General features: G+C 72.9%; 13 protein-coding genes. 3 read left to right on the top strand and 10 right to left on the bottom strand.

The genetic code is table 11. The features are described 5' to 3' along the window. Positions 1-24 precede the first annotated feature (24 nt). Entirely contained in the window at positions 25-1,146 is a 1,122-nt protein-coding gene (locus ACIA6T_RS25230) for a pectinesterase family protein (RefSeq protein ID WP_399448731.1), read from the top strand. Continuing rightward, a complete protein-coding gene (locus ACIA6T_RS25225) occupies positions 1,130-2,209 on the top strand; it encodes a dienelactone hydrolase family protein (protein ID WP_399448730.1) in 1,080 nt (359 codons plus the stop codon). Before ACIA6T_RS25230 ends, ACIA6T_RS25225 begins: the two co-directional genes overlap by 17 nt. Here ACIA6T_RS25225 and ACIA6T_RS25220 read toward each other — a convergent pair. The 10 genes from ACIA6T_RS25220 to ACIA6T_RS25175 form a co-directional block, all read right to left on the bottom strand. Then, on the bottom strand, positions 2,187-4,397 hold the full coding sequence (locus tag ACIA6T_RS25220; RefSeq protein WP_399448729.1) for a family 43 glycosylhydrolase: 2,211 nt from the start codon (positions 4,395-4,397) through the stop codon (positions 2,187-2,189). The genes ACIA6T_RS25225 and ACIA6T_RS25220 overlap by 23 nt on opposite strands. 303 nt (positions 4,398-4,700) lie before the next feature. Further along, entirely contained in the window at positions 4,701-5,531 is an 831-nt protein-coding gene (locus tag ACIA6T_RS25215; RefSeq protein ID WP_399448728.1) for a pectate lyase, read from the bottom strand. 84 nt (positions 5,532-5,615) lie between these two features. Next, positions 5,616-6,476, bottom strand: a complete 861-nt coding sequence (locus ACIA6T_RS25210) for a hypothetical protein (protein ID WP_399448727.1) — start codon at positions 6,474-6,476, stop codon at positions 5,616-5,618. Then, positions 6,473-7,078, bottom strand: coding sequence for a SigE family RNA polymerase sigma factor (locus tag ACIA6T_RS25205; RefSeq protein ID WP_399448726.1), 606 nt, complete (start codon positions 7,076-7,078; stop codon positions 6,473-6,475). The genes ACIA6T_RS25210 and ACIA6T_RS25205 overlap by 4 nt, the downstream gene beginning before the upstream one ends. A gap of 327 nt (positions 7,079-7,405) precedes the next feature. Then, the gene (locus ACIA6T_RS25200) at positions 7,406-8,863 is read right to left on the bottom strand and encodes a peptidoglycan D,D-transpeptidase FtsI family protein (protein WP_399448725.1); all 1,458 of its coding nucleotides are present in this window, start codon (positions 8,861-8,863) and stop codon (positions 7,406-7,408) included. Positions 8,864-8,971: 108 nt separating this feature from the next. Next, complete coding sequence (locus ACIA6T_RS25195; protein ID WP_399448724.1) at positions 8,972-9,634, bottom strand: response regulator; 663 nt, start codon at positions 9,632-9,634, stop codon at positions 8,972-8,974. Positions 9,635-9,911: 277 nt separating this feature from the next. Beyond that, the gene (locus ACIA6T_RS25190) at positions 9,912-11,162 is read right to left on the bottom strand and encodes a sensor histidine kinase (protein ID WP_399448723.1); all 1,251 of its coding nucleotides are present in this window, start codon (positions 11,160-11,162) and stop codon (positions 9,912-9,914) included. Then, a complete protein-coding gene (locus tag ACIA6T_RS25185) occupies positions 11,159-12,172 on the bottom strand; it encodes a hypothetical protein (RefSeq protein WP_399448722.1) in 1,014 nt (337 codons plus the stop codon). The genes ACIA6T_RS25190 and ACIA6T_RS25185 overlap by 4 nt, the downstream gene beginning before the upstream one ends. Before the next feature lie 81 nt (positions 12,173-12,253). Continuing rightward, entirely contained in the window at positions 12,254-12,727 is a 474-nt protein-coding gene (locus ACIA6T_RS25180; RefSeq protein WP_399448721.1) for a GNAT family N-acetyltransferase, read from the bottom strand. Positions 12,728-12,730: 3 nt separating this feature from the next. Continuing rightward, positions 12,731-13,504 (bottom strand): IclR family transcriptional regulator, encoded by a 774-nt coding sequence (locus ACIA6T_RS25175; protein WP_399448720.1) that lies wholly within the window; start codon positions 13,502-13,504, stop codon positions 12,731-12,733. A gap of 142 nt (positions 13,505-13,646) precedes the next feature. Between ACIA6T_RS25175 and ACIA6T_RS25170 the strand changes: the two genes are divergently transcribed. Continuing rightward, a complete protein-coding gene (locus tag ACIA6T_RS25170) occupies positions 13,647-15,176 on the top strand; it encodes an aldehyde dehydrogenase (NADP(+)) (RefSeq protein WP_399448719.1) in 1,530 nt (509 codons plus the stop codon). Positions 15,177-15,178: the final 2 nt, after the last annotated feature.

Raw genomic sequence — 15,178 nt, 5'->3', positions numbered from 1 at the left:
TGACGTCCCCCAAGGAGCACCCGCATGCCCTCACCCCTGTCCAGAAGGAACTTCCTGCTCACCGGCGCCACGACCGCCACCGCGCTCGCCCTGGCCGCCGTCCCCGCCCGGGCCGCCCACCGGCCCCGCCGCCCGTTCGGCCGGTACGGCTCACCGTCCGCCCGCCTCACCCCCGGCACCCTGTACGTCCACCCGCACGGCGCCGGTGACTTCACCGGCGTCCAGGCCGCCGTCACCGCCGCGACCGGCACCGGACGCACCCTCGTCATCGCCCCGGGCACCTACCGCGAGACGGTCTCCGTCGACGCCGACCGCACCGACATGACCTGGCTCGGCGCCTCCGAGGACCCCCGTGACGTGGTGATCGTCTACGACAACGCGGCCGGCACCCCCAAGCCGGACGGCTCCGGCACCTACGGCACCTCCGGCTCGGCCACCACCACCGTGCGCCCCGACGGCTTCACCGCCCGCTGGATCACCTTCGCCAACGACTGGCTGCGCACCGACCTCCCCGGCACCAGCGGCACCCAGGCCGTCGCCCTCAAGGTGCAGGGCGACCGCAGCGCCTTCACCCACTGCCGCTTCCTCGGCCACCAGGACACCCTGTACGCCGACTCCCTGTCCCTGGACACCTTCGCCCGCCAGTACTTCGCCCACTGCTACGCCGAGGGCGACGTCGACTTCGTCTTCGGCCGGGCCACCGCCGTCTTCGAGCACTGCCACTTCCGCACCCTGGTCCGCCCCGACCTGGCGCAGGCGCCGTACGGCTTCGTCTTCGCGCCCTCCACCGCCGGCGCCAACCCGCGCGGCTACCTGGTCACCCGGAGCAGGATCAGCAGCGAGGCCCCCGACGGCTACTACAAGCTGGCCCGCCCCTGGGTGCCCAGCTCCGACACCACCGCCCGTCCCATGCTCACCGTGCGCGAGACCCGCCTCGGCGCGGGCGTCGACGCCGTCGCGCCCTACGCCGACATGCGGGACGCGTACCCCTGGCAGGACCAGCGGTTCGCCGAGTACCGCAACACCGGCCCCGGCGCGGTCGTCACCGTCCCCGGGAACCGTCCCCAGCTCACCCGCGCGGAGGCCGCCTCGCACACGCGGGAGGCGTACCTCGGCGACTGGCGGCCGTATGACCGCCACCGGTGACCTGCCCGGATTCCATGCGGCGCTCAAGGACGAGCTGACCTTCCCGCTCGCCTGGGGCACCTCGCCGGTCCGGGACTTCGGGGCGTGGCGGCGCACGGCCCGCGCGGTGGTCGAGGAGCACCTCCTCGTCGGCCGGCAGGACGGGACGCCGTACGCCCCGGAGTTCACCGCCCGTTCGGACGGCGACGGGTACACGCGGGAGCTGGTCACCCTCTCCCTCACCCGCCACGGACGGGTCCGCGGCGCCCTGCTCACCCCGCGGGGCGCCGGCCCGTTCCCGGCGGTCCTGCTGCTGCACGACCACGGGTCCCGGTTCGACATCGGCAAGGAGAAGTGCGTCCGGCCCTGGTACGACGACACCCGCCTGGCCTCCGCCGAGGAGTGGGCGGACCGGTGCTTCGGCGGGCGCTTCGTCGGCGACGAACTGGCCCGGCGGGGGTACGTGGTGTTCTGTGCGGACGCCCTCGGCTGGGGCGACCGCGAACCGCTCGCCTACGAGCGGCAGCAGGCACTGGCGAGCACCCTCTACCACCTCGGCTCCTCGCTAGCCGGACTGCACGCCCGCGAGGACCAGCGGGCCGCGGCCTTCCTGGCCGGCCTGGACCGGGTGGACGCCCGCCGGGTCGCCGCCGTCGGCTTCTCCATGGGCGGTTACCGCGCCTGGCAGGCCGCCGCGCTCAGCGACGACGTCGCCGCCGCGGTGAGCGTGTGCTGGATGACCGGCCTCAAGGAGATGATGGTGCCGGGCAACAACACCCTGCGCGGGCAGTCGGCGTTCCACACGCTCCACCCGGGGCTCGCCCGGCACCTCGACCTCCCCGACGTGGCGGGCATCGCCGCGCCGAAGCCGATGCTGTTCTTCCACGGCGGGCTCGACGCCCTGTTCACCGCCGACGGGGTGCGCGTCGCGTACGACAAACTGCGGGCCGTCTGGCGCGCGTGCGGTGCCGGGGAGCGGCTGCGGCTGAAGACGTGGCCGGGGAGCGGCCATGTCTTCGACGCCGCGATGCAGGACGAGGCCTACGCCTGGCTGGAGTCGGTCACCGCCGCCGCACCGGGCTGACCGACTCCAGGGTCGGCACCACCGGCTCGATCGTGCCGTCGGCCGCGAACTCCAGCCGGTCGACGGTGGTCTCCCGGTGCGTGCCGTCCCCGCCGGACGTGCCGGGGCCGTTCAGCGCGAACCGGTGGTAGACGATGTACCAGTCGTCGGTGCCGGGGGTGTTGACCACGGAGTGGTGACCGGTGCCGAGGATGCCGTACTCGGGGCGCTTGGACAGGATCGTGCCCCGCTCGGTCCAGGGGCCGAGCGGGGACGGGCCGGTCGCGTAGGCCACGTGGTAGTTCTCGCTGCGGGTGTCGTCCTCGGACCACATGAAGTAGTACGTGCCGTCCCGCTTCACCACGAACGATCCCTCACGGAAGTCGTCCGGGGTGATGTCCTTCACCCGGGCGGCGTCGAAGGACACCATGTCGTCGTCGAGCGGGACCACGTAGCCGTGCCCGTTGCCCCAGTACAGGTACGACTGACCGTCGTCGTCCGTGAACACGGCCGGGTCGATCATCTGGCCGCTGAACTGCGTCTTCCCGATCAGCGGCCTGCCGAGCGCGTCCTCGAAGGGGCCGGCCGGGGAGTCGGCCACCGCCACGCCGATCTGCTGCTCGGCGCAGAAGTAGAAGTAGTACTTCCCGTCGCGTTCCGCGATCGCGGGCGCCCAGGCGTTCTTGTCGGCCCACGACACGTCGGGACCGAGGTCGAGGACCACCCCGTGGTCCTTCCAGTGGACCAGGTCCCTCGACGAGAACGCCTTGAACCGCGTACCGCCCCAGCCGGGGAAGCCGTCCGTCGTCGGGTAGATCCAGTACCGGCCGTCCATGTACCGCACGTCCGGGTCCGCGTACAGGCCGGGCAGGACGGGGCTGCGGGTGGGCACCGCCTCGACGGTCCACTCGCGCTTCGTGCCGTCCGCCGCCGTCACCGTGTACGTCCGCGGCTCGCGGAAGTCACGGCGGGCACCGGGCCCCGGGCTGACCGTCGCGCCCTCGCCCACCCACAGCCTGGGCGCGAGGTGCCGCAGGTCGGCGTCCGGCTCCATCGGCAGGACGACCTTGCCCGTCTCCTCGCTGACGACGGCGTACCCCTTCTGGCCGGGGGCCGTGGCGTCCACGATCGACGCGGGGCTCTCCGGGTACGCGGCCAGCAGCCGGTCGTACTCCGCCCGCGTCACCGGGATCACCGTGCCGTGCCGGGGGCTCGCGGGGAGCTGGTAGTCCGTCGACGGGGTCCACTCGCCCGAGTCGAGGTCGGTGGTCTCGAAGGGGAGGTAGCCCCGGCCGCCGTACTCGTCGATGAACAGGTACCACTTCTCCTCGGTGTTCGACTTGAACACCGTCGGCCCCTCGCCCCGGCTCATCGCGCCGCTGCCGACGCAGTCGGAGACGAAGTCGTACGAGGTGTCGGTCAGCGACGCCGACTTCTCACCGGTGATGAACTTCGAGCAGGGGGAGCCGGAGGACGGGTCGCGCTCGTCCTTGGTGTAGCGGTAGTACGTGTCCTCGTGCTTGACGACGGTCGAGTCGATGACCGAGTAGCCCGGGTCGTTCCAGACCTTCGGCTCGCTGAAGGTGCGGAAGTCCTCCGTGGTCGCGTACAGCATCCTGTTGTACGTCGATCCGGTGTGGTCCGGGTCGTCGTCGGCGTACAGCTTGGACGCCCAGAAGACGACGTACGCGTCGAGCTCGTCGTCCCAGTAGGCCTCCGGGGCCCAGGTGTTGCCCGCGTTGTCCGGGGAGACCTGCACCAGGCGCTGGTCGGTCCAGTGGACCAGGTCGGTGGACTCCCACACCATGATCGACTTGCTGCCGTGCCGCTGGACCTCGTCCCAGCTTCCGCTGCTGTTCCGGTACATCCGCAGGTCGGTGGCGATCATGTAGAACCGGTCGCCCCCGGGGGAGCGGATCACGAACGGGTCGCGCAGCCCCTTCTCGCCGGTCGTGGAGGTCAGCACCGGCTTGCCGGCGTTGAGTTCGCGCCAGTGCAGGGCGTCGTTGCCGCGGCTGAGGGCGTAGCGGATCTGCTCGCCGTCGGCGGTGCCCTCGCCGGTGAAGTAGGCGAAGAGGTAACCGGCGTACGTGGGCTTCTTCACGGGTGGTGCTCCGGAGTGTGCGGTGCCCGGCGGGGCGGCGAGCAGGGCGAGGAGGAGGGCGAGGAACGGGACGAGAAGCGTGCGGCGTGCGGTGTGGCGGCGCATGACACTTCCTGTCGGAGTCTGGGGGATTCTGTTGTTTACCGGAGTGTCACCAGTGGGGTTCGGGGCGTCAACAGAGGGGAGCGGGACAAGGCGTGCCGAAAGTTTTCGGGTGTTTTCGCTGTTCGGGGACCCGGACGAACGACGGACGCCCCGCCGGGGTGAACCGGCGGGGCGCCTTGGTGGCGGTCCGGATGGGGGTCCGGACCACCGGGGGTTCCGGCCGCCCGAGGGGGGCTCGGGCGAGGCCGGTCACCGGGCCGTCGGACGTCGGGACGGCGGCCCGGGGTCATGGGCCCGGAGGGATCACTTGTACGTGATGTCCGAGGAGGAGAAGTTGCAGTACTTGCCGTCGGCGCCGGTGCCGAGTTCCTTCGGCTCCTTGCCGGTGTTGTTGCCCTGGTAGCGGATGCAGGTCTTGATCTTCTTCTTGCTGTCGCCGTGGATACGGACGTTGCGCAGCGAGGCCGTGTCGCCGTAGTTCTGGTTGATGCCCACGATCGACTTGCCGGGCGCCGTGATGTCGACGTCGTTGATGACGATGGTCCGCTTGTACTGCGTGGAGCAGTTGCCGCAGGAGCGCACCAACTTGCCGAAGTCCTCGACCTGGAACTTGGTGATGACGAGCTTGCCGGCGCCGTTGAACTGGAGCACCTTGTCGTCGGCGCCCTTGGCGCCGCCGCCGTACACCGTGTAGACGGAGTTCGCCGACTTGCCCTTGAAGCTGGCGGCGTCCTCGCCGACGTCCAGCCACCACACGTTCTGCAGCGTGCAACTGCCCTTGCAGTGCACGCCGTCGGCGGCCGGGGTGCCGATGATCACGTTCTTCAGCGTGGCGCCGTCGGCCAGCTCGAAGATCGCGTCCTGGCCCTCGTCCTGGCTGTCGCCGCCGAGGGCGCCGGTGCCGTAGAACTTCTTCATGCCGCCGTCGTACGTCCCGGAGACCGCGACGGTCTTCGACACCGCCTTGCTGCCGGTGGCGGTGGGCCAGGACGAGGCGGCGCCCGCCGTGGAGAGCATCGACGTGGTGACGATCGCCGCGCCCGTGATGCCGAGCGCGGAGACACCGGCGATCAGGGCCCGCCGCCTGGTGGTCCGGCGGCGGTGGGAGACGGGCTGTTCGGGTCGTGCAGTCATGCGCGATGTCCTTGTGTGGAGAGGGTCTTTGCGTCTACTGGTCGCCGCCGCTCCGGAAAGGGTTGCCGCCCGGACGATCTTTTTTCACGACTCCTCGTCGTCCGCCGCGTCCTCGTCGTCCTGCGCCGCGAAGTCGCCGCCCACCGCGCGCTCTTCGGAGCCGGTACCGGCCCGCGCCGTGTAGGTGTCCTCCCCGGCGTCCCGGCCGCCGCGCTCGTGGTCGTACTGCCCCGCGAAGACCCACTCGCCGGGCTCGACCGTACGGCCGTCCTTGAGCGTCCAGACGTAGACGAGGAAGCCGTCCCGCTCGTCCACCGAGAGCTCGAAGTCGTCCTCGGGCAGCGAGCGCCAGGCACCGGTGGAGGTCACCCCGCCGGTCTGCGCGATCCGCAGCTCCACGGTGAGCGCGGTCAGGCGCTCGGTGGTCTTCAGGGTGACGTTGCTCTGCGCCCAGAACTCGTTGCTGTGCGGGTCCACCGAGCCGTCCGACCACAGCGGCCCGTCCTCGACCCCGGCCGGCGGCTTCTCGGGGCCGCCGGACGGACTCGGCGTCCCCGCGGGCGGGGTGGCCGTGTTCCGGGTCTGCTCCGAGGTGTCCGGGGCGGGGTTCACCGACGGCTCGGGCGGCCGGCTCGTCGCCTCCGGGGACCGCGTGGGCGTCGGCGAGACGGCCACCTGCCGCTGCGGCGGCGCCTCCTCGCCCCCCACCGAGGACGCGACGGCGTAACCGCCCACCGCCAGCACCCCGGCCACCGCGGCCGTCGCGCCCGCCACCCGGACCCAGCCGAACAGCGGCGGTCGCGTGGCCCGGTGCTCCGGGCGGGCCGGGCCGGCCATGCCGCGCTCCACCCGGGCCAGCATCCGCTCCCGGTCGGGCTCGTGCGCCCCGGCCGCCTCGTGCAGCCGGGCGCGCAGCTCCTCGTGCACGTCCCGCCGCATCGTCATCGGTTCCTTCCCGTGGCCCCGCCGGGGCGTTTGCGCACGCTCCCGGCCGTCTTCCCGCCCGCGGTGGCCGCCACCGCCGCGTGCACCTGGCGCGGTACCTCCCGCGTGCCCAGCAGCCGCTGCAGTTCGGTCATCCCCTTCGAGGTCTGGCTCTTCACCGTACCCACCGAGATGCCCAGCGCCAGCGCGGTGTCCTTCTCCGACAGGTCGAAGGCGTGTCGCAGGACCACGCACGCCCGCTTGCGGAACGGCAGCCGGCGCAGCGCCCCCTGCACGTCCACCACCCCCGGCACGTCGGGGTTCTCGATCCGTTCCTCGCGCGGTGACCAGAACAGCGCGATCCGCCGCCGCTCGCGCACCGCGCTGCGGATCCGGGTCCGGGCCAGATTGGCCACCACCCCCCGGGCGTACGCCGCCGGATGGTCGGCGGCGCGCACCCGGTCCCAGCGGTGCCACAGCGCCAGCAGCGCGTCCGCCGCCAGATCGTCGGCGGTGTCCGCCTCACCCGTCAGCAGATGGGCCAGCCGGGACAGTTCGGCGTAGTGGCGTTCGAAGAACGCGTGGAACTCCACGGCGGCGGCGTCGTCGACGACGGTGCCCACGGGCGCCCTCCCCTCACAGCGGCGTCGGGCGCCCGACGGGCACCGATGACGGTGTGTGTCATGTAGATGACACGTGAAAATCCGGAGTGACCGGCGTGAGTTCCGGAGCGTAGCAGTGATCATTCACAGCTCGGTGCGGAGGGTCGAACGGTGTCTGTCCGGTCGGCATGCGAAGGGACAACACGAGCCGTAGCGCGACGAGGTTCAACGCGGGCCCGATCCGGCGGGTGTTCGGCGTGAAACAGCCGTCCGCGCAAGGCGGCGGGCCGCACCCGGGGGGAGGGGGCGGCCCGCCGTCCGTGAAGACGTCCCGTCGGCCGGGAAGGTTCAGCCCCGCAGTGCCGCTTCCATCGCCGCCTTGGCGACCGGGGCCGCCAGGCCGTTGCCGCTGACCTCCGAGCGGGCCGCGTCGGACTGCTCCACCACGACCGCCACGGCGACCTCCTGGTCCGAGGAGTCCGACTCGGCGTACGAGGTGAACCAGGCGTACGGAGTCTTGCTGTTGTTCTCGCCGTGCTGCGCGGTGCCCGTCTTGCCGCCCACGGTGGCGCCGGACAACCGCGCGTTCGTCCCCGTGCCCTCCTCGACGACCGTCTCCATCGCCGACCGGAGCTGCTCGGCGGTCGAGGCACTGACGATCCGCTCCGTGCCGGCCTCGTCCTCGTAGTCCTTCAGCACGTCGCCGCCGCTGTCGGTGACGCGGCTGACCATGTGGGGCGACACCAGCTCCCCGCCGTTGGCCATCACCGCCGACACCATCGCCATCTGCAGCGGCGTCGCGGTCACGTCGAACTGGCCGATCCCGGTGAGCGCGGTCTGCGACGGCACCATGTCCGAGGGGTACACGCTGGTGTAGGCGCGCACCGGCACGTCCTGCGTCTCGTCGTTGAAGCCGAACTTCTCGGCCATCGCCCGCACCTTGTCCTGGCCCAGGGCGACGGCCGTCTTCGCGAAGACGTTGTTGCAGGAGTACTGCAGCGCGACCCGGAGCGAGGCGTCCTCACAGGGCGCGTCCGGGTTCTCGTTGGTGAGGTCCGTGACCGTGCCCGGCAGCGTGTACGGGTCGGGACTGTCGGTCTCCTCGTCCACCGACCCGTACAGCCCGTCCTCCAGCGCGGCCGCCGCGACGACCAGCTTGAACGTCGAGCCCGGCGGCAGCGGCTGGCGCAGCGCCCGGTTGGTGAGCGGCTTGTCCGGATCCGCGGTGAGCTCCTTCCACGCCTCGCCCGCGGTGTTGGCGTCGGTCAGCGACGCCGGGTCGTACGACGGGGTCGACACCGCCGCGAGGATCCGGCCCGTCTTCGGGTCGATCGCGACCGCCGCGCCCTTCTTGTCACCGAGCGCCTCGTACGCCGCCTTCTGCACCGCCGGGTCGATGGTCGTCACCACGTTGCCCGGCTCGGCGCGCCGGTCGGTGACGGTGTCCATCACCGTTTTCAGCTGTGGATCCGTGCCGTTGAGCAGATCCTGGTAGATGCCCTCGAGCTGCGTCGGCGCGTACGCCTGCGAGGCGTAGCCCGTCACCGCCGCGTACAGCGGGCCGTTCTCGTACGTGCGTTTGTACGCGAGATCGCCTCCCTTCGTCCGCGCCGAGCCGGTGACCGACTCACCGGCCACGATGATGTTCCCGAGCGGCTCCGCGTACGTCTCGATCGCGTTGCGCCGGTTGTCACTGTCGTCCGCGAGTGCCCGGCCCTCGTAGAACTGCACCCAGGTCGCCCTGATCAGCAGGGAGAACACCAGGAGCAGGGTGAAGACGGAAGCACGCCTGATCGTCCTGTTCATTCCGTTCGGACAGACGAACGGGACGGGCCGGATCGTTCCCTTCCGACCGGTTTCTCATGGGGCGTTCATGGAGCCGGCCCCGCGTCCGGCGCTCACGTGCCGGGCCGCTCACGTGCCGCGCAGGAAGCCCGCCTCGTAGGCGGCGATCACGGCCTGGGTGCGGTCCCGGGCGCCCGTCTTGGCCAGCACCGACGCCACGTGCGTCTTCACCGTCGCGGCGCCGACCCCCATCCGCCGGGCGATCTCCGCGTTGGTCAGCCCGCCCGCCATGTGCCGCAGCACCTCGCTCTCGCGTCCGGTCAGTCGCGCCACCCACGCGGGAGGCGCGGGGTACGCGCGCGCGTGCTCGGCGGCGAGGGCACGGACGGCCGCCGGGAACAGCAGGGTGTCGCTGCGGGCCACCAGCCGTACCGCCCCGACGAGCGCGTCGGCGTCCGCCCGCTTGAGCAGGAAACCGGCGGCTCCGGCACGCAGGGCGTCGTACACGTAGGAGTCGTTCTCGAAGGTGGTGACGACGACGATCCGGGGCGGCTCGTCGAGACCGGCGAGGATCTGCTCGGTGGCGCGGATGCCGTCGATCTTTGGCATCCGCACATCCATCAGCACGACATCGGGCCGCCGCTCCCGCACGACGGACACCGCCTCCGCCCCGGTGGCCGCCTCACCGGCCACCTCCATGTCCGGCTCGGCGGACAGGATGGCACGCAACGCGGTGCGCACCATGCGCTCGTCGTCGGCGATGACGACACGGATGGGGGCGGGGCCGGTCATCTGGGTCCTTTCGGCGTGCGCGTCCGGCGCGGGGCGGTTCGGGCCGGGGTGCTGGGCGGCGAGGGGTGCGGATGCGCCCCCGGCGGCGGGAGCGGCTCCCGGCACGCGTGTCGGGGCGGGGCTTTCCGCGGAGGTTCGGCCGCGCCGCCGGGGCCGGTCGCCCGGTCGGCGGTGGGCGTGCTTGCCGGCGGGCACGCGTGCGTGCCGGAGCGGACCTCTGCGCGCGGGGGCGTCTCCGTCGGGCGTCCGGCTCCCGGCCCTCCGTGAGAGGGCCGGATCACGGGGCCGCCCCGATCGGGAGGCGTACGTGCAGGCGCCAGGTGTCCCGCGTCGGGCCCGCGTGGGTCGTGCCGCCCAGGAGGTGGGTGCGGGAACCGATGCCGGGCAGGCCGTGGCCGCCGCCGGGGCGGGTGCCGGACGGTGCGGTGAGGGGGTTCTCCACGGTGATCTCCAGGTGGCCGTCCCGTACCTCGACGCGCAGGGTCACGGTGACCCCCTCGCCGGCGTGTCTGACGGCGTTGGTCAGGCCTTCCTGCACGATCCGGTAGGCCTCGCGGGAGAGCACCGGCGGCAGGGCCTCCAGCGGTGCCCCGATCGTGGCCGTCACCGTCAGCCCGCCCGCCCGGGTGCGGCGCAGCAGACCGTCCAGGTCGGCGGCGAGCGTGGGCGCCGGGGCCGTACCGGGGGCGTCGCCGTCCCGCAGGACGCCGAGCACCGCGTCGAGTTCGCCCACCGTGCGCCGCGTGGTGTCCTCGATCGCGAGGAGGGCCTCGCGGACGAACTCCGGGTCGCTGTCGAGGACCCGGCGGGCCGCGCTCGCCTGCAGGGTCACCGCGCTCAGCGCGTGCCCCACGGAGTCGTGCAGCTCGCGCGCCAGCCGGTTGCGTACGGCGAGGTCGGCGGCGCGTGCCTCGGCGGCGGCGAGCCGGTCCTCGGGGGTGGGACCGAGCAGCGCGGGCGCCCAGCGGGCCAGCAGCGCGCCCGCCCCCGCAGCGCAGCCGGCCAGCGTCAGGAGGAACGCCACGCCCGCGACCGGCGCCAGTGCCCACGCCCAGGTGTGGTCGAAGACCTCCCAGAGCCCCAGCCGGGAGTCGCCCGGCCCCGCCACGAGCGGCATCACGATCAGTACGGCCGCGAACGGCGGTACCGCCAGCGACATCCCGGCGACGAGCCCGCCGAACCCCAGGTGCAGCGTGAACCAGAGCGCCGTGCGGCCCTTGGCGGTCCGGCCCCGGGCGGGTCCGTCGGCGAGCCGGTCCGCCCCCACTCCGCACAGCCAGCGCACCGCGGCGCTCTCCAGCGGCCGGGTCAGCGGGAACAGGGACGTGACGGCGGCCAGCGGCAGACCGATGCCGAACGAGGCGAGCTGGAGGCCGATCGACGTGAAGACGGCGGTGCCGTCGGACAACGGCCCGACGACGACCGCGCCGACGAAGACGTAGGGCATGGCGAGCGCCCCGCCCAGGATCAGGTGGATCCAGCGCGACCGCGCCCGCCGGCCGAACAGCAGCCGCGCGAACGCCCTCATGCCACCGGGCGCTTGACGGTCCTCGCGGACCGCGCCACGAGGAAACGGGCGCCGACGGCGGCGACGAGGAGACCGACGATCATCTGGCCAGCGTAGGTCAGCAGCATCAGCCCCGTCGGGCGGTCGGCGGGATCCCCGCCGGAGATCAGGGCCGCCATCGCCATCCAGCCGCCCCAGCAGGCCACGGCGGCGGAGCAGACCCCGGCGAGGGCGAGCGGCACCGGCACCGGCAGCGCCGGAGCGCGCCGGAAGGCCAGGAGCGCTCCGCCGGTGACCGCGGCGATGAGGAAGACGACGTACAGCGACTCCAGGACGTGGAAGTCGCTGCCCCGGTCCGCGACGGCGCCCGCGCTCAGCCCGGTCGTGCCCCCGCAGGCCCACATGATCCGCGTCGTCAGCGGGAACAGCGCGAGCACGGCCGCCGCCACCGCGGTGACCCGCTGCGCCACCCCCGCCGGCGCGGCCGGCGGGTCCCACATCCGGCCGTGCCACAGATGACCCCAGCGGTCCCGGGCGTACAGCGCGAACAGCGTGCCCAGCGCGAGGCCCTGGACGATGAACCCGGTGTAGACGAGGGCGAACACCCATGCGTGCAGGAAGGGTTCGTCCTCGCCGCCGGAGGTGCCCGCGGGGCTCCCGCCGAGCGCGCGCACCAGCATCTGGAGCGGATAGCCGGCCATGACCGGCGCCAGCAGTCCCGTAGCGGCCCACATCGGCGCCACGAGCAGCCACGGGGGCACCCTGCGGCCCCACGGCCGGGTCAGCAGGAGCGCGAGCACGATCACCGCGCCGTCCATCAGGATCGTCAGGACGTTGGCGGCGATCATCCCGGCGCGGTGGTCAAGGAGCGGGCTGCCCGCCGGCACGCCGACGTGACTGCCCGCCACCCAGGCCGTCTTGAGGGCGAGGTAGGGCACGCAGGCCACGACGGCGACGGCGCGCAGCAGCCCGCGGGAGCGGGGGAGCGCGGGAACGCCGGCGGGGACGGCGGAGGAGAGTGTCTGTGGCATGCCCTCAGACTCCCGTCCGGCCGCCCGCCCGCACCTCCTGCACGCCGACGATCCGCCTCCGCCGTGCGGGGGAGTGCCGGGTCATCCGTCCAGCGTGAGCACGAGTTCGTCGATCTCCGCACCCCGCGCGGGCGCGTACGCCGTGGCCCGCGCGGAGACCTCGAAGCCGCACCGCTCCAGCACCCGCCGCGACCCCGCGTTGTCGGCGGCCACGCGCGCGTACAGCGGGCGTTCGCCCACCTCCGCCAGCAGCCCGCGCAGCGCGGCCGTGGCGATGCCCCGGCCCCAGTGGGCGCGGTCGACCCAGTACGTCACCTCGCGCTCGCCCGGCTCCCCGTACACCGCCGCGTGACCCACCACGTCGCCGTCGCCCAGCACCGTGCGCGTCACGATCCCCGGCGAGCTGCGGATGTGCGCCCAGTGCGCGTCGAAGCCGGCCCGGTCGGCCGGGTCCTCGGGGGTGAAGGCCGCCATGCGCAGCGCCTCCGGGTCGTTCAGCTGCCGGTAGAAGACCGGCAGGTCGCTGTCGTGCACCGGCCGCAGGGCGATGTCCACGGGTCAGAGCCTCCGGGTGGCCAGGGACAGCCGGTCGCGGGCGTCGAACAGGGCGTCCTTGACCATCTGCTCGTGCGCGGGCGTGAGCCGCGCCACCGGCACCGAGCAGCTGATCGCGTCCCGCGCGGGGGTGCGGTACGGGATCGCCACACCGAAGCAGCGCAGCCCCAGCGTGTTCTCCTCGCGGTCCACGGCGAAGCCCTGCTCCCGCACCAGGTGCAGCTCCTCGATGAGCTTCTCCCGGTCCGTGATGGTGTGCTCGGTCAGCGCGGGCAGCGTCTCCGGGAGCATCTTGCGCACCTGCTCGTCCGGGTACGTGCTCAGCAGCGCCTTGCCCAGCGACGTCGAGTGCGCGGGCAGCCGGCGGCCGACCCGGGTGAACGGACGCAGGTAGTGCTGCGACTGGCGGGTGGCGAGATAGACCACGTTGGTGCCGTCGAGCCGGGCCAGGTGGATGGTCTCCGTGGTGTCGTCGGAGAGCCGGTCCAGGGTGGGGCGGGCCGCCGCGACGACCTCGTCGCCGTCGATGTACGACGTGCCCACCAGCAGCGCCCGCACGCCGATGCCGTACCGCGTGCCCGTCGCGTCCGTCTCCACCCAGCCCAGGTCCACGAGGGTGCGCAGCAGCATGTAGAGGCTCGACTTGGGGTAGCCGACGGCCTCCTGGACCGCCGCCAGGGAGTGCATGCCGGGGCGCCCGGCGAAGTATTCGAGCAGTTCAACGGTCCGTACCGCGGACTTGACCTGCGCCCCGCCGCCCGTCTCGCCAGCCGACATCGCCCTTGACCCCTTCGTTCGCCTGGAAATAGTCTCCGAAGCACATTCACCCACAGAGACGGCGTTCAGTATATCGAACAACCCTGTGGGGTGACGTACATACTGCGGCATTGCATGCGGCAAACAAGTGGAGGGACCCGCGGTGGCAGCAGCACCAGTCTGGAGTGTCGACCCCCGAACCGGGAAGCAGCGTGAACAGGTTGCGGTGGAGGCCACGGCCCAGGAGGTCGACGCCGCCGTCCGCGCCGCGCACGACGCGCGCGGCGCGCTGACGGACCGCACCGTCCGCGCGGCCTTCCTGCGCACGGCCGCCGACGAGCTGGAAGCGGCCAGGGACCAGCTCGTCGAGGTCGCCGACGCGGAGACCGCCCTCGGCCCGGTCCGGCTCACCGGCGAACTCGCCCGCACCTGCTACCAGCTGCGCGCCTTCGCCGGCATCGTCGAGGAGGGCGCCTTCCTCGACGTCGTCGTCAACCACCCCGACGACACCGCGACCCCGCCCGTCCCGGACCTGCGCCGCTACAAGATCCCGCTGGGCGTCGTCGCCGTCTACTCGGCGTCCAACTTCCCCTTCGCCTTCTCCGTGGCCGGCGGCGACACCGCGAGCGCGCTCGCGGCCGGCTGCCCGGTCGTCGTCAAGGCCCACCCCGACCACCCCGGACTGTCCGAGCTGGTCGCCAAGGTGCTGCGCCGGGCCGCCGCCCGCCACGACCTCCCCGAGGGCGTGCTCGGCCTGGTGCACGGCTTCGAGGCCGGCATCGAGCTGATCAAGCACCCGCTGGTCTCGGCGGCCGGCTTCACCGGCTCCGTCCGCGGGGGCCGCGCCCTCTTCGACGCGGCCGCCGCCCGGCCCGTCCCGATCCCCTTCCACGGTGAGCTGGGCTCCCTGAACCCGGTCGTGGTCACCGAGGCCGCCGCCGCCGAGCGCGGCGAGGCGATCGGCGCCGGGCTCGCCGGTTCGATGACGCTGGGCGTCGGCCAGTTCTGCGTGAAGCCGGGCCTCGTCCTCGCACCGGCCGGCGCGGCCGGTGACGCGCTGGTCAAGTCCCTGACGGACGCCGTCAGCGACACCGACGCCGGCGTCCTGCTCGACCACCGCATGCGCGACAACTTCGTCGCCGGGGTCGCCGAGCGCGCCCAGCTCCCCGACGTGGAGTCCCCGGTGACGCCGGGCGCGGGCGGCGAGCACACCGTCAGCGCGGGGTTCCTCACGGTTCCGGCGAGCCGGCTGGCCGAGGAGGGGGAGCACGATCTGCTCCTCGAGGAGTGCTTCGGGCCGGTCACCGTCGTGGCCCGCTACGAGGACGAGGCCGAGGTGCGGGGGGTGTTGTCGCGACTGCCGGGCAACCTCACGGCGACGGTTCAGCTCTCCGCCGAGGAGGCGGCCGGGGAGGGGCGCGGGGCGGAGCTGGTGCAGGAGCTGACGCCGCTGGCCGGGCGGGTCCTGGTCAACGGCTGGCCGACGGGCGTCGCGGTCGCCCCGGCCCAGCACCACGGCGGCCCCTACCCGGCGACCACTTCGACGTCCACGTCGGTGGGCGGCACGGCCATCGAGCGGTGGCTGCGTCCGGTTGTGTATCAGGGGACGCCTGAGGCTCTGCTGCCGGCCGAGCTGCGGGACTCCAACCCGTTGGGGCTGCCTCGGCGGTTCAACGGGGTTCTTGAGCGATAGCG

Origin of the sequence: Streptomyces sp. NPDC051740, from assembly GCF_044453165.1 — a bacterium.
GTDB classification, from domain to species: Bacteria; Actinomycetota; Actinomycetes; order Streptomycetales; family Streptomycetaceae; genus Streptomyces; species Streptomyces atrovirens.
Note: the sequence above shows the minus strand (reverse complement) of the source record. Positions and strands in the feature narration are given on the sequence as shown.

Coding starts and splice junctions, on each gene's coding strand:
- ACIA6T_RS25230 (WP_399448731.1), top strand. CDS start 25: ATGCCCTCACCCCTGTCCAGAAGGAACTTCCTGCTCACCGGCGCCACG.
- ACIA6T_RS25225 (WP_399448730.1), top strand. CDS start 1,130: ATGACCGCCACCGGTGACCTGCCCGGATTCCATGCGGCGCTCAAGGAC.
- ACIA6T_RS25220 (WP_399448729.1), bottom strand. CDS start 4,397: ATGCGCCGCCACACCGCACGCCGCACGCTTCTCGTCCCGTTCCTCGCC.
- ACIA6T_RS25215 (WP_399448728.1), bottom strand. CDS start 5,531: ATGACTGCACGACCCGAACAGCCCGTCTCCCACCGCCGCCGGACCACC.
- ACIA6T_RS25210 (WP_399448727.1), bottom strand. CDS start 6,476: ATGACGATGCGGCGGGACGTGCACGAGGAGCTGCGCGCCCGGCTGCAC.
- ACIA6T_RS25200 (WP_399448725.1), bottom strand. CDS start 8,863: ATGAACAGGACGATCAGGCGTGCTTCCGTCTTCACCCTGCTCCTGGTG.
- ACIA6T_RS25195 (WP_399448724.1), bottom strand. CDS start 9,634: ATGACCGGCCCCGCCCCCATCCGTGTCGTCATCGCCGACGACGAGCGC.
- ACIA6T_RS25190 (WP_399448723.1), bottom strand. CDS start 11,162: ATGAGGGCGTTCGCGCGGCTGCTGTTCGGCCGGCGGGCGCGGTCGCGC.
- ACIA6T_RS25185 (WP_399448722.1), bottom strand. CDS start 12,172: ATGCCACAGACACTCTCCTCCGCCGTCCCCGCCGGCGTTCCCGCGCTC.
- ACIA6T_RS25175 (WP_399448720.1), bottom strand. CDS start 13,504: ATGTCGGCTGGCGAGACGGGCGGCGGGGCGCAGGTCAAGTCCGCGGTA.